The sequence below is a fragment of the Opitutaceae bacterium genome (assembly GCA_015075305.1).
Classification (GTDB): domain Bacteria; phylum Verrucomicrobiota; class Verrucomicrobiia; order Opitutales; family Opitutaceae; genus UBA6669.
Genome location: JABTUS010000006.1, coordinates 267,076 through 288,124 on the forward strand (window position 1 = coordinate 267,076; position 21,049 = coordinate 288,124).

12 protein-coding genes and 1 pseudogene are annotated in these 21,049 nt (G+C 62.7%); 2 read left to right on the plus strand and 11 right to left on the minus strand.

Annotation, left to right across the window (positions count from 1 at the left end; genetic code table 11):
- Nucleotides 1-54: 54 nt before the first annotated feature.
- The 4 genes and pseudogenes from HS122_13245 to HS122_13260 all read right to left on the minus strand — a co-directional run bounded on the left by HS122_13245 (nt 55) and on the right by HS122_13260 (nt 4,640).
- Nucleotides 55-1,551, minus strand: coding sequence for a Fic family protein (locus HS122_13245; GenBank protein MBE7539363.1), 1,497 nt, complete (start codon nt 1,549-1,551; stop codon nt 55-57).
- A gap of 234 nt (nt 1,552-1,785) precedes the next feature.
- A pseudogene (locus HS122_13250) lies at nt 1,786-2,085 on the minus strand (LysR family transcriptional regulator).
- Between the two features lie 486 nt (nt 2,086-2,571).
- Nucleotides 2,572-2,997 carry a hypothetical protein gene (locus HS122_13255; GenBank protein ID MBE7539364.1) on the minus strand — a complete coding sequence of 142 codons (426 nt, stop codon included), beginning with the start codon at nt 2,995-2,997 and terminating at the stop codon, nt 2,572-2,574.
- Nucleotides 2,998-3,419: 422 nt separating this feature from the next.
- Nucleotides 3,420-4,640, minus strand: a complete 1,221-nt coding sequence (locus HS122_13260; protein ID MBE7539365.1) for a Gfo/Idh/MocA family oxidoreductase — start codon at nt 4,638-4,640, stop codon at nt 3,420-3,422.
- Nucleotides 4,641-4,870: 230 nt separating this feature from the next.
- Between HS122_13260 and HS122_13265 the strand changes: the two genes are divergently transcribed.
- Complete coding sequence (locus HS122_13265; protein MBE7539366.1) at nt 4,871-5,926, plus strand: LacI family DNA-binding transcriptional regulator; 1,056 nt, start codon at nt 4,871-4,873, stop codon at nt 5,924-5,926.
- An 87-nt stretch (nt 5,927-6,013) separates the two neighbouring features.
- Entirely contained in the window at nt 6,014-8,257 is a 2,244-nt protein-coding gene (locus HS122_13270) for a hypothetical protein (protein MBE7539367.1), read from the plus strand.
- A 44-nt stretch (nt 8,258-8,301) separates the two neighbouring features.
- On the opposite strand, the gene HS122_13275 is transcribed toward HS122_13270, so the two are convergent.
- The 7 genes from HS122_13275 to HS122_13305 form a co-directional block, all read right to left on the minus strand.
- Nucleotides 8,302-9,771 (minus strand): sulfatase, encoded by a 1,470-nt coding sequence (locus tag HS122_13275; protein ID MBE7539368.1) that lies wholly within the window; start codon nt 9,769-9,771, stop codon nt 8,302-8,304.
- Complete coding sequence (locus HS122_13280; GenBank protein ID MBE7539369.1) at nt 9,768-10,838, minus strand: hypothetical protein; 1,071 nt, start codon at nt 10,836-10,838, stop codon at nt 9,768-9,770. Before HS122_13280 ends, HS122_13275 begins: the two co-directional genes overlap by 4 nt.
- The gene (locus tag HS122_13285; GenBank protein MBE7539370.1) at nt 10,835-13,264 is read right to left on the minus strand and encodes a DUF4962 domain-containing protein; all 2,430 of its coding nucleotides are present in this window, start codon (nt 13,262-13,264) and stop codon (nt 10,835-10,837) included. Before HS122_13285 ends, HS122_13280 begins: the two co-directional genes overlap by 4 nt.
- A complete protein-coding gene (locus tag HS122_13290; protein ID MBE7539371.1) occupies nt 13,254-14,843 on the minus strand; it encodes an arylsulfatase in 1,590 nt (529 codons plus the stop codon). The genes HS122_13285 and HS122_13290 overlap by 11 nt, the downstream gene beginning before the upstream one ends.
- On the minus strand, nt 14,840-15,877 hold the full coding sequence (locus tag HS122_13295; protein ID MBE7539372.1) for a hypothetical protein: 1,038 nt from the start codon (nt 15,875-15,877) through the stop codon (nt 14,840-14,842). Before HS122_13295 ends, HS122_13290 begins: the two co-directional genes overlap by 4 nt.
- Nucleotides 15,877-17,592, minus strand: coding sequence for a hypothetical protein (locus HS122_13300; GenBank protein MBE7539373.1), 1,716 nt, complete (start codon nt 17,590-17,592; stop codon nt 15,877-15,879). The genes HS122_13295 and HS122_13300 overlap by 1 nt, the downstream gene beginning before the upstream one ends.
- Before the next feature lie 101 nt (nt 17,593-17,693).
- Nucleotides 17,694-20,897 carry a TonB-dependent receptor plug domain-containing protein gene (locus tag HS122_13305; protein ID MBE7539374.1) on the minus strand — a complete coding sequence of 1,068 codons (3,204 nt, stop codon included), beginning with the start codon at nt 20,895-20,897 and terminating at the stop codon, nt 17,694-17,696.
- Nucleotides 20,898-21,049 lie beyond the last annotated feature (152 nt).

Sequence of the window (21,049 nt, forward strand, 5' to 3'; positions counted from 1 at the left end):
TTTCGCCCGTTTTTCAAGGGCATGTTCCCTGTGGCTGCATGGAGATGGAGCGATTCAGTTTGCCGTGCGAATTGCGCTCATGAACGGGGAATTGCCTCCGGTGACTGGCGAGCCCCATAAGCCGGATGGTGCATCTTTGAGCGCGCCGGAGTTTTCCAGTGCCGCGACGCTGTTTTCCCAAGAGTTGCACGGCAGGCTGATGGAAAAAGTGATCATCCGGCCCAGAAGTCTGATGAACGGTTCAGGGTTTTCGCCGACGGTCAGCGCTTCCAGATACGAGAGATAGTCTCCGCGAAGGGATGTGGGCACGATCAGGCGGCTGCAGTTACGGGCGGTCAGCTCGGCATTGAGGAAGAGCCGCGCGAGCCGGCCATTGCCGTCGTTGAACGGATGCACTTCGGCGATGGCGAACATCATGAAGGCACCCCGTGCCACTGGCTGCTCGAGGTGTCGGCCGATCTCAAAGGACTGCCGCAGGGTGCCGCGCACCAATTCCGGATTCACAAATTCGCGGGTTCCCACACGGTTGGCGGTTTCCTTGAAGCGGCCCGGGCCGACATCGAGCCTGTCGTGCATCAAGCGGGCGTGCCGGACTTCAAGCAACCGGAGAAAGTCATTGGCATCACTCGGGATCTCCCGGCAATTGTGGCCGTCCGTAGCGAGGTGAAATGTGGAAAGTATATCGTGCGCGTCCTTGGGGCGCGCGGGCGGCAACTTGTGGTCAAACACGATTTCCCGCGCCTCTTGGATCGTGAATACCGTGCCTTCGATATAATTGGAAAAATAGGCCTCCCAAAAGGCGTGCAGCCTGCGTTCGACCTGCGGTCGCTCGGGCAATGGCGCGAAGCATTCCGTCGCCAGCCGGGTGGCGAGCCGGGTAAAGAGAGCCAGGCGATCCGGGTCGTAGGGTTCGCGGCGTGCGCGGGCCCGGCCGACCGCTGAAACCAAGGTCTCTGCATGGGTCCCCTCCACGAGCGCGGTGATCATGGTGCGCGCGCGCAGGGCGCTTTCCGCGAGATCGAGCATGGGGGCGAGTTCTTCGGCGGCAACCAGGAGCCGGCGGAGTTCATCCGGCCCATGAATCCGGCACAGCCGGTCGAGCCATCCCTCCACCGCGGCGCGACCGAGGGTCTTGCGTTCAGCGCCTCCGCGCGCGCGACTTTCCGTCAAGTTCTCCAGGAGAGCGCGGGGGCGCGAGGCAATGAACAGATCGGCGCCGAGCTGCGTATCGCCCGCCTGGGCCGCAGCACCTTTCCACACGCGCAGGGTCACGCCCGGCAACTTGTGGATCTTGTTCTTTCGGCCGTGAGTGACATGATAAACGTAGGCCGGCGATGGCTTGGCCTCAATGGCCGTCCGATGGCTGATGACGGCACCGGGATAGAAATGCCGGATGATGGCCGGCAGATCGGAACGGACAAGCTCCTCTGGCGCGGTCGTCAGATCAGTGGTGTAGATACGCGACGCAAGCTTGCGTGCTTCCTTGCGCTTGATCATCCTCGCCAAGCGGTTGGCCTCAGAGGAGTCGGAGGAGCCGAAGAGAAGTGGCATAAAATCCGGAGTTTAGGTAGAAGAAGTACCGAAAAATGATAAATATCGGAACTTAGTCGATAAATCATGTGAAATATTAGTATTTAATGTAGAAAATTCGTGTGATAGTCGATTCCTCCACAATTTAGAGAGCCAAGCGGACTGGGTGGGGTAGACGGTGCTGTTTCACAACCCGAGCACGGTGGCATCGGCCTTGGCGGGCCTGGTGGCCGACGCCGCCAGGATTTTCCGACGCTATGCCGGCCTCGCAGTGCCTGCCGAGCAGGCTTCGCGGACGATTCCGCGCAACCAGCGATGCCCGGGATCAGCATCGAGGCGGGGATGCCACAGCATCGAGACGGTGAATTCCGGCGTGGTGACCGGGAGCGTGAAACTGTGCAGTCCAGCGCGCAAGTTTCCGGTATGCCGCTCGGGAACCGTTGCGATCAGGTCCGAGTTTCGTGCAAGTGCCAGCGCGGTGGAGAAGCCTGCGACAAGTGAAACGACGATCTTTCGTTTGAGTTCGAGAGGCGCCAAAGCCGCTTCAATGGGATCCTGATTGGGATTGTTGAGGTCTGGTCTGTCAACGAGCGCCCTCGTCTTGTGAGCGATGGGCTGAACGTCATGGATTTCTGGCGGAAAAGAGGTCGATGGTGAAGTGAAAGGGCACCGATGACGGAATTGCCATCGTGGCGGTCGAGTGGCATGAGCCGCGCAAATCTTCTCAGGAAAAAGCCGCTGAACTCATCTGCTTGAGGTTGGCTCTGCGTTCCGGTCGAAATCCAATCGCGGTAACGGCTCTTCCACGGTGCTATTCGGGATTGATCGCTGTTGTGATTCGACGGCCTCTACTTTCCGCATTGATCACAGAGAACCATTTTGTCTGAACGAAAGCCCTTAGCTTGTCCAAATTGGCCACTTGGTTTCGCCCAGCGAAATCAGCGAGTCTGCTTTCGAAGGCAGCCTTCATCTCTGCTTGTGACTTCGCGTCACATTGCTGGAGTGCGCCGTAGGAGCGCACCAAGTCCTCGCAATCCTGATTCAAGAGCTGCCGAATTTGCCCTCAAGATCCGCAAAATCCGCGTTCAAATGCCCTCCCTCGAGAATCCGGTCATCGTCCACAAGCTCCTGAACGCACGCTTGCAGAGTTGCGAGATTCGTAGCCGCGGGCTTCAGATCGCAACCCTCCGTCTCGACCCAAACCAACAGCATCTTGCCCGCGGACTTGATTGAGCCAAGAATAGCACCGTAGCGAAGCTGATTGTGCTTGTCGTTTGGCGAGGGTAATCCGATCCGATTGCGCAACTGCTTGAACGACGAAAATGCGTTCATCCAGGTGACAACCGCAGCAATAAGTTCGTTTTGCCGTTCCTGTCGACGCACCTCATCGATCAGACCCTCCAGCATGGCCCGGGCTTCCTTCAAGTCTTCATCGGAGATGTCAGGATGAAAGGACGAAAGGCTCATGGCGAAATCTCAAGGATTCAAGCAGGCTCTTTTGCGTATATCGACTACATTTCGTTCAAAGTCGTCCCAATGCATGGGAATCGGCGGGATTTGCCAGGACTGGAAGGATAAAATGTCAATCCAAGTCAGAAACCTGACCGATCACCCCGGAATCACCTGCAAAAGGACAGGATCCGACACGTCTGCAGGTGGCGGTGTTTGCGCGGTAGCCTTCCACGGCCCTGATCCACCACCCGGATGGGCTCCCAGCCGAGGCAGATTTCATTGGTGAAAACAAGCAGGCAGCTTGTTTCCATAGAGTCAAAATTATCGAAATAGCGCCAGCTGTTGTTTCCACGTGAGCCTGGGCGCAGTGCCAGAGACATTCACAGGGCTCATGCAGCCATCCCGGAGAATTGCTGAACCAAACAGCCTGACGGACTCTATGAAAGCGTCGCCTGATGCGTCCACCCGGGGTAGTCGCGGAGCGGACGCATGCCGCTTGATGGCCGGGCCCAGGGCACCCCCGCCTCGCTGAAGAGCCGCCCCCGCCTGGATGCGTGGGAAAGAAGCGTATCGATGCCTTGGATACGCGGGAAGGCGGACGAACCGTTCGGCGGAGTCTGAAGGTGTTCCGCGGGCAGTGTGTGGATGGGGAAAAGGTCGTGCAGGGCGTTGATCAGACGGGTGTGCTCGCGGACCATGCCCGGTGTGACAACGAAGCCCGTGCCGTTCTCGATGCGGTCCACGACGGCATCGAGAACGTGGAGCCGGACGTCGAGCTGCGTCGCAACGGGGTGCGTTTCGGCAGCGCAGCCTCTTCGGGTCACGGTGCAGGCGTGCTCATAGGTCCAGGTGATTTCGCCATCGTCGCCGACGAGCGTCACCTCGGGGCGCAGGTCCTCCTGTCCCGCATGGGTGCAGTGGAGCAGGATGTCGACGTCGCTGCCGGTGCGGATGCGCAGACTTGCGGTGTCAAAGCTCTCGATTCGCCCCGCCCGGTAGAGCTCGGCATCGAGTCCGGCAATTCTGCCGATTTCATCGGCCTTTTCACCCGCCCAGAAGAGCGCGAGCATGAGAAAGTGTGCGAAGGAATTATTGACCGGTGAATCGAAGACCCACTTGTCGCCGACGCGCAGGCGTCCGGCCCAGTCGTTGCGGGTGTAGTAGTCTGCGCTTCGCGGCCACTGGCCGCGGACTCTCACCGAACGCAGCCGGCCGATGTCACCCGCCATCACGCGGCGCTTGATGTCGCGGTTGGCCGGGTCATAGAGGTCCTGGTATCCCACGGCGACGAGTCGCCCGGCGGATTCCTGTGCGTCGATGATGGTGTCGACCTCGCCGACGGTCGCGGCCACCGGTTTCTCCACAAGCACGTGCGCGCCAGTCCGCAGGGAGGCCAGCGTCATGGGTGCGTGACAGTGGATGGCGGTCGGGATCAGGACCAGGTCGATGCGCCCGGCGAGGGCTTCCATCATGTTTTCGAAGGAGTCAAACACCGGCACGCCCAGGCGTTTGAGGCGGCGGCAGATCGGATCCTGCTCGACCGGATTGATCACGGTCACTCCGGCGAGTTCTATCCGCCGGAGGAGCATTTGCTCAATCGCCATCAGCAGATGCCAGCGCCCGTAGCCTGAAACCCCCACCAAAGCGGTCCGGATCATGGAAAACGATGCGGGAATCCACAGCCGCGCAGCGGCACCGGCAGCGGGAGCGCTTCAGCCACAGGCGGGGTGGCCGGAGGTGGATTGGGATCTGCTTTCATGGAAGGGCGAATTCGATTCGATCTGCCGGGATGATAGTGGAAAGGAATGACGGGGATTTGCCGGTATGAATGCAGAAAATCGCGCTTGTCGGTGCGCGTCAGCCCGGCACGATTGCATGCGTTGCAATCATGGCTAAGGCCACCCTGAGAACCCTGGCCGAGCGCTGCGGCATTTCCGCCGCAACGGTTTCACGCGCCCTTTCGGATCACCCCAATGTGCGGGTGGGGGTCCGGAGGCGGGTTCAGGAGGAGGCCCGGCGGGCGGGCTATGTGCGCAATCATCTTGTCGGCGCGCTGATGGCGCATGTGAGGGCTGCGCGCACGGAGCGCTTTCTCGGAAACCTTGCGATCGTGCATGTGCCGTCTCCGGAGCAGCCCCGTCCCCGGCCCATGCAGCAGACCATGATCGACGCAGCACGGGATCGTGCCAGGGAACTCGGCTTTCGCATCGACCTGTTCAGCCTGGAGCGTGCGCCGCACGCAGCCGCGGCGCTGGGCCGCATGCTTCGAGCGCGCGGTGTGCAAGGCGTCATTTTTCTCTACTCCAAGCAGACGGATTCGGCGCGCGGCTTTCCGTGGGAGCATTTTGCCTCGACCGAGATCGACTACGGTTCGGCCACGCTGCTCCAGCACACCGTGGCCATCGATCATCATGTGACGCTGACCAATGCATTGACCCGGCTGCGCGGGCTGGGCTACCGGAATGCCGGCCTGTTCATCGAGCGGTTCAAGGACGAGCGGCTCATCCACAAATGGACCGCGGCGTTTCGCTCCTTTCAGGAGAATCAGGGCGGAATCGGCGACACGCCGGTGCTGATGCGGGAGGCGATGACCCGAGATGCGTTTCTCGCCTGGCACGACCGCCATCGACCCGACCTCGTGATGGGGCACATCGATGAGGCGATTGTCTGGCTGCGCAGCGTGAGTCTTTCAGTGCCCAAGCAGAGGGGATTCTTCAACTTGAACTGGAACGAGCGCGGACGTCCGTGCGCCGGACTTGATTTGCGCCCTGAACTTCAAGGGACCACCGCCATTGATTCCGTCGTCGGTCAGATCCATCGCAATGAGCGCGGGCTGCCTTCCGATCCCCACACCGTCATGGTCAGCGGCCGCTGGATCGACGGGGCCAGCATCCGCCGCATGCCAGCGTCGGCGCGTGCAACGCTCTCACACGTGGATGCCTGACTTCCGCGGCCGGGTGGGAGACGCTGTCTGAACGCAGCCATGACCACACTCCAGCACCCAGTCGCACGAAGGTCGCTTCCCGGAAACATGAGCTCCATTCGAGTCCTTGTCTTCGTGATCGGCGCCCTGCTGCCGGCGGCGCGACTGCCAGGATCGGATACTGCATCGTTTGCGCATGCGCTTCGGGCCGATCTCCGTCGAAACGTCGAGCGCCTGCACCTGGGTTTCGCGGCGGAGCGGGCGGAGAATCGAAAGCCGTCGGACTTCTACATGCCGTATCTGCTTTCCGGATTGAGCAACCTGCACGCCCGTACGAAGGAGCCGGTGCTGCTTGAGTGGACGAAGGCGGACTTGATGTGGCTGGTGCGATGTGCGCAGGACGGGCAGGGGCGCGCATCGCCGATGTTCGCCTCGAGTTTTCGTTTTCTCGGGGCCTTCTGCGACGCCTACCGCCATGTCAGGGAATGCGGCGCATTGACGCCGGAGGAGGCAGCGGAGGTCGACGCGCAGATCATTGCCAACGCGGAGGCTCGAATGGATCGCGCCGATTTTGGCGCGCAGAACCGCGGCCTGATCTATGGGGCGGAGCTCCTGTTCTGCGCCGCGGCGGTTCCGGACGCTCCGGGAGCCGCGCGGTGGCGCCTCTACGGCGAGGCGCTTGTTGAAGACAGCCTGAGCGGCTGGTCGGTCGAGGATGCGTCCATCTACGAACCATTCTGGCTGAACCATGTGCTCGCACTGGCGGAGCTGCGGGGCACGCTGGCCGCACAGATAAAGCGTGTGACGACGCGGTTCTATTTCGAGCATGCCCTGGCGTTGCAGATGCCCAATGGACTGATGCCGGACTGGGGCGACGGCGACTGGACGGAGAGCTGGATGTGGTTCTGCGCAAACTGGATCCTTGCGGGCAGCCGCTATCGCGACGGTTCCTACCTCGATGCAGCCCGTCGGATCCACGAGGCCAATGCCGCCTTCCGTGGTGAGCTGCACCTGGAGGCAGTTGGCGCGCTTGGGCTGGCGGTGCGTTGGCTGGACGAGTCGGTTCCGCTCGAAGCGCTCGTTCAGGAGAAGTCCGCGGCCGTCGTTGATGATTTGATCGCGAAGAAGATCGTGTTCCGTGGGGCCGAGGGCACCTATGCGTTGTTCAACTACCGCGACCAGGGGGCATATGGACGATTCACCCGGGACTACCAGAATGCGCAGCTTGCAGCCTATGAGGAGAAGCCGCACCACGGCCATGCGGATGAAAACTCATTCTCGCTCCTCATGCAGGACGGCACGGTGCTTCTTGCGGACGGCGGCTACCGTGCGTCGTACGCGCGCGGCTGGCGGGCGGATGTCTTTCACAACCGCATCGTCGCACGCACAGGATTCCCAACTGAAGGCGATGTCTTCGGATACCTCTTTGCCGATCCGACCTATCACGCGGTGCAAACCGAAAAGATCCATTTCGGAAGGTTCGGCAGTCTCGACTATTCGCGCACGCGGCTGGTCGACGAGGAGCGCGGGTACACGGGCGATCGCATCATTCTTTTTGCACCCGAGAACGGCATGACGATCGTCGTCGACTCCCTTCTGATTGAGCGGGCGGGGCCGAAGGTCTTCTGCAATACCTGGCATCCGGATCGCATCCTGTCCCGCGGAGAAAACTGGGTTCTGTCCCAGCCGGAGACTGTCCCCGCACGAAGGAAGAACTGGCCCAATCCACAGACCCGGGATCTGCTTATCGAGTTTGTCGGCAATCGCGACAAGATTGCCGGCATCCGCGAAATCGACCGACGCTACAATCCGTCCGAGGCGTTTTTTCAGCACCTGGCCAACTATTTCTTCAAGGGACAGCGGCTCACGTTTGTCACGGTGCTTCGTCCACTGGCTTCCGGCAGCTTTTCGAAGGATGTGATTGGCGGTGTTGAACTCGTCGACAGCAAGCACGACGATGGACGCACGCTGGGGCTGCGCTTCGAGTTGGGCGGCGAGAAAGTCACCGTTGGACTGAAGCTCGATCAAACCATTGGCCTGACGAATCTGCGCGGTCGCCCGATGTTCGACCGGACAACCGGCACGATCGCCTATGGAGCCCTGCGCACGGATGCGGATTTCGCGTTTGTCCGCGAGCTGCGCGATGGACGGAGGGAATTCGGATTCCAGCATGGCATGGCACTCGAGCATGAAGGCAGGAACCTGTACCTGCAGCCGGTTTGGGAAGGCATGTTCCAGGGGCCGGGCAAATTCACCGTGGCGGACCGTCGCGACAAGATGCCCCGCTGGCACGAAATCGTCGCACCAAGCTTGGAAAAGCAGGGAGTTGCCGGCGCATCGCAACGGCCGTGATCACGATCTGTGCGGTTGGGAAAACGCGCATTGGGATGTGCCGATCAGTGGGCGCGGATGGGGCCGGGGGCATTGATGCGGGCAGCCGATGCTGAAGCGCCCGGGGGTTCCCCGCGGTGAAGTTCGAGGCGGCGTCCGGTCGCGAGTTCTATGTCCGAGGCGGTCGGATGAACGGGCACGGTGTCTCCGGTCTCCTTCGTCCATTGGTCAAGCACCGCACGAAGCTCCGTCAGGGCGGTGGATGGTTCGGGCGAGAGCGCGAGATTGTTCTGCTGAGCGGGATCGGCTGCGAGGTTGTAGAACTCCTCCGATGGCCGCGGCGCGAGGAAGACGTCGGATTGGAGCGACGTGAGTGTGCCGCCGGAGCGGAGCGCCTTCAACACTTCGGCGTTTGGCGTGTAGAAAGTGTCCGATGCTCCGGGCAGCGGGAGATTTGGCCAGGCGTTGCGCATGTAGACAAGATCGCCCCGGCGGATCATGCGAACATGTGCTGTAAAGTTGTGCCAGTTTTGCTCGGCGAAAACATAGTGGCGCACGGTTGAATGCGGCTCGCGCAGAACCGGCAGCAGGCTCACGCCTTGAAAGGTGACCGGCCGCTCGATGCCCGCCAATTCGAGGATGGTTGGAGCGATATCGATCGTGCTGGCAAGCGAGGTGCTTCGCCCGGGCTGGGAGACGACGGTCGGGGCGCGGATGAGGAGCGGGGTCTTGACTCCGTCGTCATAGAGGCGGGTTTTCGAATGAGGGAACGGCCGGCCATTGTCGGTGAGGAAGATGACCATGGTCTCATCAAGGATCTGCTGGCGTTTGAGTTCTCCGATGACCTCGCCAACATGGTAGTCGAGGCGCATGATTTCGTCATAGTAGTGCGCAAGGTCTTCGCGGGTCTCGGGTGTGTCCACCAAGCCGGGTGGAATGCGCACGTCAGTTGGGCGGGCCATGCCCGTGAAGGAGTCGGCATCCCAGACGCGGTGAGCATCGTGCGAAGCGAACCACATGAAGAATGGCCGGTCGCGCGGCCGTTCACGCAGCCGATCGACCCAGCGCCCCTCACCACCCGTTCCACCGCCTGGAGTCGTGCGATCTCCGTCGCCCATGACATCGAACGCCTCCCGCAACGTTCCAGTAACCTGTCCGGGATTGTCACCGAAATGGGCCTTGCCGGATTGCACGGTGTGGTAACCCGCGTCGTGCAGCAGCCTTGGAAGCAGGGGTATCCCCGGCGGGAGAACACCATGCAGTTCGGAGGCGGTCTCGAGGTTGTGGGGATAGCGGCTCGTGATGATGCTGCAGCGACTGGGGCTGCAGCTCGATATTGTGACGTAGGCGTTGTCGAAGACGCGGCTGTCTGCAGCCAGGCGGTCGATATTGGGCGTGCGTATGCCAGGATTGCCGAAACATCCCAGGTCCCCGGCGCTGATGTCGTCGCCGATGATGACGACGAAATTGGGTCGGGGTGCGGCACTCAGCGTTGCGACCAACGAGAGGCAGACCAGCAGGAGGCGGAACATCATTGAGCAGAGGTTTGATAGAGGAGTTTCGCGAGTGCGATGCCGTACTCGCCTGCCGTGGAGTAAAGCAGCCAGGCCTTGTCGCCTTCGCGAAAAACGTCCGGATCGCGCAGTTCGCGCACGCGGTTGTAGCCGTATTTGATTGTGCTGCCACCGCGGGAATAGGCGAGCGGCAGGTCGGCGCCTTCCCAGGGACGCTCCGGCTGGAGCACCTCGTGGACGCCGCGCGCCCGCCAGGTTTCCGGCGGCCCTTGCAGTTTGATCTCCGTGGCGATGATTCGCTCGGGGCGGTGGCTGAGGCACGAAAAATACACGTGGAGACCGCCGTCGTGCAGGTCTGCGCCGACATGACGAATGCCGTAGCGTCCGTCGCCGCTCTTTGGTCGCTGCTCAGGAGACGCTGCGCCGGGCTCACCACGCAGCCACGGATCCAACGCATCGAGAACATCCTGGCCGATCAATTGTCCCACCGGTTGGAAAGGCGTCCCGAGAGCACTTGTTCGGTGCAGCGCGCCGGAACCGTCGATTGCGTACCAGGCTCCTTCGTGGTGGAACACGCGGAGATAGGCCGGGCCCACCACCACGCCCAGATCGCGGAATGTGCGGCCGTCCGGCGACACTGCAACCGTCGATATCTGCGCGCCCACTCCCGCCCTGGGTGGTCCGTGAGTGAACAGGTAAATCTGCCTCGTCTCCTCGTCGATCACGGCTTCAGGCGAGGCAATGTGACCGCGCAATGCGTTCTGTTCGGCGACCGGGAGCAGGCCGCCATTCACCAGCGTCCAGGGGCCTGCCACTTCATTTGCGTAGGCGAAACGAATGTACTTCCCGTCATGATGCGCGAAATACAGGTAGTAGCGACCGAGTGGATTCCGCACCCAGTCCGGCACGCGGATGAGCGACGGGCCGTTGATGCTCTCGCCTTCTGCCCCAGGCAGCATCGACGGCGCCATGATGGGACGGTCCATCACCCGTTCGGCGCGAATGACGGGTGAAGCCGCCAGAGACAGGCAGGAGCCGGCGAGCAAGGCGGCAAGCAGCAACAAGGTTGGACGGCGATTCGCGTTCATGGTGTGACGGAATCCGAGGATGCAGGTGCAAGGGACATCCGCCGACTGGCTTTGTCGAAGCGAAGTTTCCAGCCAGCGGTGTGCACGCCGTTCGCTGCTTTGAGCACCGGGGGCTTCCTTGCTCCCAGTCGCGAAACCTGAACCACGGCAAGGAACTGCTGCTCCACGGCGGGTGCGGAGCTCGCCGTCAGGTGCCATTGGTCTGGCAGGCGGAAGTTTTCCCCCTTGCGCCAGTAGATCGCGGGATGCCCGCCAAAATCATTGTTCTGCTGAAAGCGCAAGGTCGTCGGTTCCAGCAGCGTGACCACCGCCTCACCGCGGGCACCCCTCGCCACAATTCGGCGCGTTGCATCGTCCACATTCATCCTATTCGCAGCGTGCAACAGCCAGTCGAAGCGGCGGGGGGTGCCGTTCGCAGCGAGGACATCGTCGAGAATCACATAGGTTTCGACGTCATTGCCGCGCAGCCAGACCACATGCCGGTCGAAAAGCTGCAGCGGCGCGTCGGGGTAGGCGTGCTCCGCTGCACCGATCCAATAGACCCAGCCCTCGTGCGCCTCGAAGTGCCGCACGCGACCGTGGCCCCGGTTGTCACCATAGGGCTGGCCGAAGCCATCCACGAGAAGCGTGTTATGCGCCCGGGACTGCACGCTCCACTGCTGACGGTGAGGGTCGCCCGCGGGTGTGAAGTAGCCCGAATCGAGGAGGAGGTCCTCGTTGTAGGCGATGATGTGGAAGCTGTTTTGATCCGCATGTCCGTGACCGAATGCCCCGTATGGTCCCGAGTGAAATACAAGACGCACGTTGTCCTCTGGGCGCGTGTAGGCGGAGTGGGTGAAGACCGCACCGATGTCGGCGAACAAACGCGCCGGTGGCAGGGCGTCCAGCGGAAGCGGTGGAACCACGGTGGGCTCCGACCAGCGAAGCAGTTCTCCCAGGCCAAGACCTGTGTCGTCGTCGGGAAGCATCGCGGCGTAGGCCGCGGCATGACCGTTGCGGTACAGTGTCGCCATCCGGTTGGCGGCTAGCCGGGCCCTGCCGCGCGGCTGGTCCGTGTTGTCGTCAAGATCGGTCTGTCCCGTGGATGCATCACCGAGCCGCGCCCAAGGGCTGCGCGGCGGGAATGCGTAGATCAGGTAGTACGGCGTCGCCTGAAACCAGGGATTGCCGTCCTCCAGCGCGAGACCGAAGGCCGTGCGGAAAAAATCAAGTGTCTTGAGGTGTGGCAGCATCTCGGTGGCATGATAGTATTTCATGCCCTCGAACGAGCCGCCATCGTTGCCGCCGAACCACGGGTAGAATGCGGTGAAAGTGCGAAGCCCTGTCTCCACCCAGGCTGCGGCCGCGGGATCTTCGCCGTGGATCGCGAGTGCTCCTGTCAAGGCATCGAGGTAGACGTGCTGCCAGTCGTGGCCCCGCATGAGAGACTGGGATGTGCCCGCCATGCGCTCAAAAATCAGCCGGGCGCGGGCGATCAATGCCCGGCGGACAAGCGTTCGTTCTTCCGCAGTCCACTCGGCGTGCAGAAAATCGTAGGCGAGGCCGAGGCTTGCGACCATGGCGGCGTTGCCGAAGTCCGAATTGCGTTCGGAAAGAAAACCCTCCGGATCCGTCCGCGCGGCGAGCAGCGCCCGTCCGCGGGCGGCGTCGCGAAAGTACGAATCGCCCGTGGCAAGCCAGAGCCAGGCTGCATCGGCGATCGGGGAGGCAAGTTCGTAGGCGGCCTCCTTCGAGACCCAGATGAGCAGCTTGCGGTCGGGATGACCTGGCGGCTGGCTGGCGGCTCCGGCAGGGACCCTGGATTCGTATTCATCAAGTGAATACGGCTTGTCCAACCGGGCGCGGACACGCTGCTTCCAGTCCTCCAGTGGAGCGCCCAGCTGCCCGGCCCGGGCGCGCAGCGCCGGGAGATCCGCCCGGCTCACGAAGGCGCGGGGGTGGTCCGAGGGGATGCGGGCCAGATACTCCGCCCAGGGTCGCACGGGCCATTGAGGAAGCGACGCCGGGAGTTCGAAACGTTCTGGCGCGCTCCATTTGCCGATGGCCGGCGACTCGACCCGAGTCCGCCAGTACCAGACTCCGGATTCGAAAGGCGCCGGCGGGCGGAAGAATGGCAGGGGAGACGTTTTCGTTTCCTTGTCGCCGAAGTGGGCGAAGCGTGACCACTCGATGCGGTATGCCTGCGCTTCGGGAACCGCCAGCCAGCGAAAGGTCGGCGGATTGATCTGCAGGCGCGATTCGGCAAACGGTTCCGGATGGGAAAGCTTGTCCTGCAATACGAAGTCCACGCGTCCAGTCGCCCAGCCGATTCCGGAAAGGGAGGGGAAAGCAACTGCCAGGAGCATCAAGCCGCGGGCAGCCGACTTGAAGTGATTCGAGCCATGCGAGCACCTGCCCTCCGTGAACGCGACCGCATCAATTGGCATCCGAGAAATCCTTCATCCACTCGAGTTCCGACCAGGCGGCAGTTGGTTCCCATGGTCTGTGCGCTCCCTGTGTGCTGCGGCCGCTTTCGATGGCGGTCCGCAACCGCCCGCCGAGACGCCTGACGATTTCTGGATGGCGGTTCGCCAGATTGGTGGTCTCGGATGGGTCTGCATCCAGATCATAGAGCTGATACGGCGGAAGACGGGACAGATCAGTGGCATCCACTTTCAGCCAGCGGCTGGGTGCATCCGTGGGCGAACTCCAGCCGCCGGATCCAGGCCAGAGCAGGAGTTTCCACTTTCCGTCGCGGATGGCGAAGCGGCCCTGCCCGGAGTGGTTCATGATCGTGGAGCGACCGCGGCCGGACTTGTCGCGCAGGAGAGGCAGGAAACTCACGCTGTCTTCCGCTGCGTTGTCGGGGATCGGGGCACCGAGGAGTTCGGCGCACGTCGCGAAAAGATCGAACTGCCCGACCAACTCCGTGCCGGGTCGTCCGGGTGAAGCAACCTGGGGTCCGCGCACGATGAATGGCACGCGATGGCCGCCCTCGTAGAGATCGGATTTGTAGCCGCGGTAGCCCGCGCTCGGATCGTGGCCGATGCCGCGCAGTTCGGGAAGGCCGGCGGCGGGCGCGAAGCCGTTGTCCGAGGTGAAGATGACGAGCGTGCTGCGTTCGAGCCCGTTCTGCGCGAGTGCGTCGAGCAGGCGCCCGACGTCCGCATCGACCTGCGTGACGAAATCCCCGTAGACCGTGGCGCCGCTCTTTCCCTTGAAGGCCGCTGTCGGCAGCAGGGGCGTGTGTGGTGCGGCAAGCGCGAGGTAGAGGAAGAACGGTCTGCCGTCCCCTGCCTTTGCGCGGTCGCGTATCCACCGGATGGATTCATCCACGAGGCGCGGCTGAACCTCCTCCATGCGGAAATCCTTCGCAATGGGACCCGCCCGCCAGAGGAGGGGAGGTTCGCTGTCGCCGACACGATCCGTCGGGATCGCTGTGACCCGATCGTTCCGGAGCCAGACGTACGGTGGCATGTCGAGCGAAGCACTGATTCCGAGAAAATGATCGAAGCCATGCGCCACAGGTCCGCCTCCAAAAGGCGCGCCGAAATCGACGTCCTCCGCGCCATTGCCGGTGCGCCGCCAGTCGAGTCCGAGATGCCATTTTCCGACCGCGGCCGTTGCATAGCCCTGTGAGTGCAGAAAATCGGCGACGGTGGGACGGTTGGGCTCCAGCAGGGGTGCATCGTAGCCGTGTAATACACCGTGCTTCAATCGCCCCCGCCAGGCGTAGCGGCCGGTGAGTACCGCGTAGCGACTTGGAGTGCAGAGTGCGGATGCTGAGTGGGCGTCGGTAAAACGCACGCCTCCCTGTGCCAGCCGGTCGATCCGGGGAGTTCGCCAGGCGCTGTGCGGGTTGTAGCAGGAGACATCGCCGATGCCGAGATCGTCGGCATAGATGAACAGGATGTTCGGCCTGTCGGCAGACTTCGCGATTGGTGCCGCCGCCTGGAGCCCCGGCAGCGAAAGGGCTGCAGCGATGCAGCACCAGATTCGGCGGAGGCGGGCGGGGATCGCGGTCATTTTTCGCTCTTCAGGCGAAATTTGGAGACTCGATCCGCAGCCGCAAGCACCGCCTTGTCCTGATGAATTGTTCCGTAGAGGGTGAGTGCCATCGCGACCTCGGTGTAGTTTACGCCCTTGCTCTTTCCAGAGAAGGGGTCGGGCTCCAAGCCGACTCCCGTGCGCGTATTGCCGCGTGCGTCGACCTCCCCCGAAGGCAGGATGCGAGTCACCTGCCACGCGACCGCTGCGGGCAGGGCGGCTTCGAACTCAGGAAGCGGCAGATGGAGCGCGAGCACCTGACCGAACAGGATGGACACGACATTGTAGCTGGAATCGCGCCCGCCGCGCTCGATGAAGACTCCCTCCTTGTCGCGCAGCGTCAGTGCGTGGGCGATGAGCTGGCGGGACTTCTGGATCATGCGCGCATCGTCGAGTGCGAGTCCGCAGAGACCGAACGCCTTGGCGGCGATGATCACCCGGTTCACCGTGTGGCCGACCTTCGGGATGATGGTGTCGAAGCCCGCGAGGATGAAGTCCGCGGCGCGGCGGAGCTTCGGTTCGAGCGCAACGAGCCGCTCGTGGAAATGCGCCTCATGCGGCGATTCCCGAATGACGAGGATGGCCCGGCCCAGCTCCTGCAGAAAGAAATAGGCTGTCTCAACGGCGGCGGGACCCTCGTTTGATGTGCTGCCGTTCGGCTTGACGATGGCGTCGAATCCGCCGTCCGCACGCTGGTGGGAAAAGGCGACGTCGATGCCGCGCCAGCAGTCGTCCGCAGCGGCCAGATCACCCGCGACAACGGCCGCTATCACACCGCGACAGGAGCCGCGCTGGGGTCCGACCTCGATCCAGAAACCGTTGGCACGATTGCCTCCGGTGAAGCCCTTGGCGTCGGGCTTGTCGCCCGAGCTCAGTTCGGCCAGGCGACCGGGTGGGAAGGAACGCAGCACGTCATACTCACTCAGGTGAGGCCTCGCAGCGGCGAATGCGGAAACGGTCGGCAGCAGACTGGCGAGATGGAGGAAGAGGCGCAGGCGAAGGGGAAGGTTCATCAGGAGATTTCAATGTTGATCTGAAAGGGGGTCAGGCCGGTCAGGTAGACACTTTGACCGTCCCACTGGGGAAGTGCTCCTCGCAACTGTGTCCAGGTGTGTTCGACATGGCCGGGACCAAAGGTGATCGTGTCCTCGCCCACGCTGAACCGCCCCGTGCCGGATTTGAGCAGCCAGGCATTGGCGATGCCTTCGACAGGTGTGACACCCTCAAGGCGACCGCCGTGTCGAAAGGCGAGTTCGACGGCGACAGGAACGCCGTCGGTGCCCGTGATTTCGAGTTGAAGCCTGAAGCGGCCTGAATCCTCGGACACGGTGGCGCGGGACAAGAGATGCTGCACGTTGCTTTGCGTGCGTGCGGCGCGTCCGCCGACGGCGAGTGTGCCGTTTGGGGCCATGCGAACATGTTCGCCACCAGCCATCTGATCGGCCGACAACGGCTGGAAGTACGGGCCATCAAGGCGCTGCTCGATGAGGTAGGCGCCATTGCGAATCTCAAGCGCCTCACCGACAAACTGACCCTTGCCAAAGAATGCAGAGGCGAAACGCAGAGCCTCCAAGGCGGCTGCACCCTTGCGAAAGGAGAACAGCGTTGAATTCTGCGCGAGAATCGTGGCGCTGACCTTGCCGCGCCGGATGCGCGCCAGCTGGGAGGATGCGAAGACCTTGGCGTAGTTGTCAGGCAGCGGAAGTGGTGGCGGCAGATCGGCTGCAAACTCAGGTTCCGCGAGGAAAGTCAAAAGCTCGGAAGTCAACTGCGCCTCGGCTGTTCGCTCGATCTGTGCAGCCATGGCGGCGAAGCGTCCGTTGCCGTAGAGCCGGGCCAGGGTACGATAGCTGTAGTAGTAGCGGGCCATGCTGCCGCGCTGGTATTTGTCCTGGCGCTTCGATGCTTCGGTGACGACCTCTCCGTCGGGATGGACGTAGAAAAGTGTCATCTCGAGATTGCGGCGCACGGGGTCGCGCAGGTCCGGACGGTTGAGGTGTCGCGCAACGGTCAGAAGCGCGCGATCGACGACCGGGGAATAGACCGAGGTGCTTTTCTCCGTGTACTGGCCGTCGGAATCGATGTCGATGGTCTCCGCCAGCCACTGGTTGATGCGCGAGACGTAACGCGGATCCGGAGATTGCGCGTGGATGGCGGAGAGTGCGGCGCAGACGACCCAGCGGTGGTTGGGTGTGTGCACGCCGCCGGTCACGAGTGCCTCCCCTGCGCGGCGGAGAAACTTTTCCAGGTGGGCGCGCAGTCGCGCCTCTGACGGATCCGCTTCACGATTCAGCAGGGCCGTCAGCGGCGCGATGAATTCGACGACAAAGGCGGTGTCGGGTGGCGAGTGGAAGTTTGTCGCGACCAGGTCGATCGTGCCATCGTCATGCTGTGCGTCGAGCAGGGCGGATGCCGCGCGTTCGAGCGGATCGAGCAGGCCAGGATCGCGGTGGTGGCGCGATCCTGGCGCGTGGCGCGCGGAAGCGAGCACGCTGATGAGACGCGCCGTGTCCTGGGCTGTTGGGATGCCATACGTGTCCACCACGACACCGCGCTGTGTCAGCCGGCGCAGAAGATCCGGGATGAGCGCATCGTTGGCGGCGGTGAGACGGGCCTGGAGCGATGAAACCGAGGGAGTCCTGGCTGGGCTGGCACCCGCCCGCGAGAGGCCGAGTGCGCCGAGTGAAAGTGCCGAAGCGGTGGAGATGATGAAGGAGCGGCGTTGCATGGGAGCGTGCGGGTGCGGACACCGGCGCATCAGGGTGTCACGCGGCTGCGGATCCTTTCAAGACCGGCGTGTCGAAAGCGCCGGCATGCGTGGAGTTCAACTCAGAAGTCGAACGTGGTCGTCAGGATGAAGAGCCGCGGATCGATGATGCGGAAGGAGGTCGGCTGACCGAGCGGATTGACAGCCACGGGCTGGAGCCGCCCGCTTTCGAAGGCGTTGCGCACATTGAGCTGGGTGCGGATGCGAATGCGGTCGCTGGCGAGCTTGAATCGGTAGCCAACGCTGAAATCGAAGTAGTAGCGTGCCTTGTCGAAAATGGGCTTTTCGGGATCGAGTTCGAGGATGACACCATTCTCAGGTGCGCGTCCCAGGTATCCGATCGCGGACTTGTCCTCCCAGCGAACGGCGCCGCCAATGCTCCAGTTCTTGAGGCGTCCCTCGGTGAAATCATAGTTGGTAAGGGCGTTCCAGCGCCACTCGCGCACCTGGGCTCGGGACTTGCCATTGTTGGCGACCTCGAAGAGGTAGGGGGCGCGGATTGATCCCAGCCATTGAGTCATGGCGTAGTTGTTGTTGGCCGTCCACCAGAGGTTGCCTTGGTCGTCCTTGGCGGACATCCAGACCGGCAGGCGGCGCTCGAAATATCCCTCGAGATCACCGCCGATGTTCGAGTCGACCGACTTCTGCTGCGCCGCGTTGAACTTTATGCGCCAGTTGGGGAGGGGATTGTAGACGGCCTCGATTTCCCAACCCTTGGATTCGCGGTCGCCGGCGACGCCGACGGCACCGGTGAGGTCGGTCTGGCGGAGAAAAGCGGGGTCGAGTTTGACCAGCTCGGTGGCGGCCTTGTCGTAGATCTGATCTTCGGAGGCTGTGATGCCCTGCTGCTGGTAGCGGGCGCGGATGACGCCGATGGCCCAGCCGAGAAACGACTGCGGTGTCTGCTGGCGTCCACCCTCAAGAACGTGCGTGCGAGAACCCACCGTGCCGAGCTGACTCAGCCGTGCCTTGATCTCCCTGACCTGGTAGCGGTTGACGCGGAGCGCGAGTTTTCCGTCGAGCAGGGAGACACCGATGCCAAAGTCCTGGCCCTTGCTGGTGGGATTCGGCATGATGATGCCATTGATGTCATAGCGGATTGCCTCCGGGGAGAAGCTGTCGGCCCAGTTGTAATAGAAGCGGAGCCAGGGAGTCGCCTTGATGACGCCGCCGAGGGTGTAGGTGTTCCCCTTCTGAATGGAGTCGGCGGTGGGAAAGTTTCGGAGGGCTGGGGAATCAGAGGAGTAGAGACCCGTGGCCGGATCGATCGTCCATGCGTCCGACGTGTTGCTGCCCTGCTCGTCGCGACGATAACCTGCTGTCGCCACAAGCCGGTCGTCGATGAAGTTGCCCTGGTAGGTGACGTTGGCGGAGTCAATGTAGCGCGTGCGCGTCCGTGTATTGCTGACCGGAACCTCGCCGAGGCGCGCCTGCTCGACAACCCATTGGTTGGTCTGCGCGTTGAACCAGGTGAACGGATACGTGCCTGCGAGATTCGCGATTGATGTCGGGGCATAGTCTATGTTCTGCCCCTGCTTGTCGCCGAGGTAGTATTGAAAGTAAGTGGTGGTGGACGCGGAACGATTCGACGGCGTGATCCAGGCGTGGTCTGACGCGATGAAGTCATTGTAGCGGTAGTTGACGCTCTCCTGGCTGCGACGCTCGGCGTGGAGGTTGAGGCGCTGACGGCCGAGCCAGTCGAAGCGGCTGTCGCTCTGTTCAGGCGTGAGCTGGTAGACAAGGTCGCCGCTGATGGTTTCCTCGTACTCGGGCGTGCGCAGGACGAGAGGACTGTTGGCGCCGACGTAGGGACGCCGGAAATTCGGGTTGGGGGAGCCGTCGAGCAGGCGCTCATTGACGTCGACGAAGATGATGGTGTCGTTCTCGCCGATCATGTCGCGCTCGTAGCGCTCGAAGTCCTGGCGGAAGTAGCCGGCTCGGGCGGCGAGCAGGTGTCTGGGAGTCTCGATGAGGAACTGCTCCAGCTCAGCCATGTAAGTCGTGGCCTTGTCCTGGACGTAGTTGGGGGCGACATAGTTGATGCTCGACCAGTCGTAGAGGGACTTGTCGGAGACGCCTGGTTCGAAGAAGAGCGGGAAGTTTGTCTTGTCGCGCCGGAGATCCGTGCCGCTTTGGAGCATGCGCAGATCGGTGGTCCAGCGACGCGGGGTCGGCGCGCCGGCCAGGTTTCCGGTGCGGTTGACGCCCCAGTAGGTGATGGAGCCGTCGGGTTCCACGAACAAAGGAGTGCGCTGGTAGAAACCGTTGCCCTGCGCCCAGAGCCCCAGGGGCAGCTTGCTGTCATTGGAGGCGGTGAACGGGCCGGAGGTCGTGCCGTTGGAGAGGGTGACCATGCGTGTCACCGGGTTCCATGTCGGCTCGCCCGCGGCGCGCCAGTCGGTGACCGTCTGGCGCGGGGTGAGCGCATTGGGGCGCTGCGCGGTGTTGCGGTAGGATTCCACCGATGCCTTGAGCGTCGTGCGGCGGAATGGCTGGTAGAAGAGAGAGAACTGGCCGCGGCGGATTTCCTCGCGGGACGGCTCGAGCTCGAAGCCCTTGTCCTCCCAGACGCCCGCGACACGGATGGCGAGTTTCTTGCTGAACAGCGGCCGATTGAAGTCGAACGATCCGCGGTATCCGCCCCGGTCGTCAACCCGCGCGGTCACGGTGGTGATTTCGCGGGAGAGCCGGGCGTAGGCGGGCACGAGGTTGACGGCGCCCGCGCCGGAGCCGAGACCGAAGATGTTGGAGTTGGGACCGCGGGAAATCTCGATGGCCTCGATGTTGTAGAGATCGAGGGGGATGTTGGGGTTGCTGGCGAAGTTCCCGATGGCGACGTTGGCGGAGCCGAGGCCGCGGATGCGGTTGGCGGTCTGCGGGTTGGCCTGGACGTCGTCATTGACGCCGCCGTCGCGGTTGGGCGTCATGGCGGTGAACTGACCGGTGCCCTCCGTGCCGACTTCGTAGAGGAAGACGTCGTTGATGTCGTTGGCCGCGGTGTCCTCGAGCTGGAGCTTGGTCACGACGGAGATCGACGAGGCGATGTCCTCGAGGCTGGTGTTGAGGCGGGTGCCCGAGAGGGCGTTGGTCGCCAGGTAACCTCGTCCGTCGGAGGTGACGGTGAAGGGGGAAAGCCGCACGGCCTCGTCGTTTTCGGGCCTGGCGGTTGCGGTCTGCTGTGCGGAGAGCGAGCCCGTGAAGAGCATCGCCGCGGGCAGGCAGGAGGTGAGAATGCGGAGGGATGGGAAGAACAACGGCTTGGTCATGGCATGTAGGTTTGAGGACTGACTTCCGACCGAGGGGTTCGGTTTTTCGCAACGATGGAATCGAGCGCCCGCATGTCAGTCCAACGATGTTGCAAGCGTTGCAATTTGTCGATCGGCGGAGGCGGATGTCGGGAAATGGTTCCCTGATGGGG

Coding starts and splice junctions, on each gene's coding strand:
- HS122_13245 (MBE7539363.1), bottom strand. CDS start 1,551: ATGCCACTTCTCTTCGGCTCCTCCGACTCCTCTGAGGCCAACCGCTTG.
- HS122_13255 (MBE7539364.1), bottom strand. CDS start 2,997: ATGAGCCTTTCGTCCTTTCATCCTGACATCTCCGATGAAGACTTGAAG.
- HS122_13260 (MBE7539365.1), bottom strand. CDS start 4,640: ATGATCCGGACCGCTTTGGTGGGGGTTTCAGGCTACGGGCGCTGGCAT.
- HS122_13265 (MBE7539366.1), top strand. CDS start 4,871: ATGGCTAAGGCCACCCTGAGAACCCTGGCCGAGCGCTGCGGCATTTCC.
- HS122_13270 (MBE7539367.1), top strand. CDS start 6,014: ATGAGCTCCATTCGAGTCCTTGTCTTCGTGATCGGCGCCCTGCTGCCG.
- HS122_13275 (MBE7539368.1), bottom strand. CDS start 9,771: ATGATGTTCCGCCTCCTGCTGGTCTGCCTCTCGTTGGTCGCAACGCTG.
- HS122_13280 (MBE7539369.1), bottom strand. CDS start 10,838: ATGAACGCGAATCGCCGTCCAACCTTGTTGCTGCTTGCCGCCTTGCTC.
- HS122_13285 (MBE7539370.1), bottom strand. CDS start 13,264: ATGCCAATTGATGCGGTCGCGTTCACGGAGGGCAGGTGCTCGCATGGC.
- HS122_13290 (MBE7539371.1), bottom strand. CDS start 14,843: ATGACCGCGATCCCCGCCCGCCTCCGCCGAATCTGGTGCTGCATCGCT.
- HS122_13295 (MBE7539372.1), bottom strand. CDS start 15,877: ATGAACCTTCCCCTTCGCCTGCGCCTCTTCCTCCATCTCGCCAGTCTG.
- HS122_13300 (MBE7539373.1), bottom strand. CDS start 17,592: ATGCAACGCCGCTCCTTCATCATCTCCACCGCTTCGGCACTTTCACTC.
- HS122_13305 (MBE7539374.1), bottom strand. CDS start 20,897: ATGACCAAGCCGTTGTTCTTCCCATCCCTCCGCATTCTCACCTCCTGC.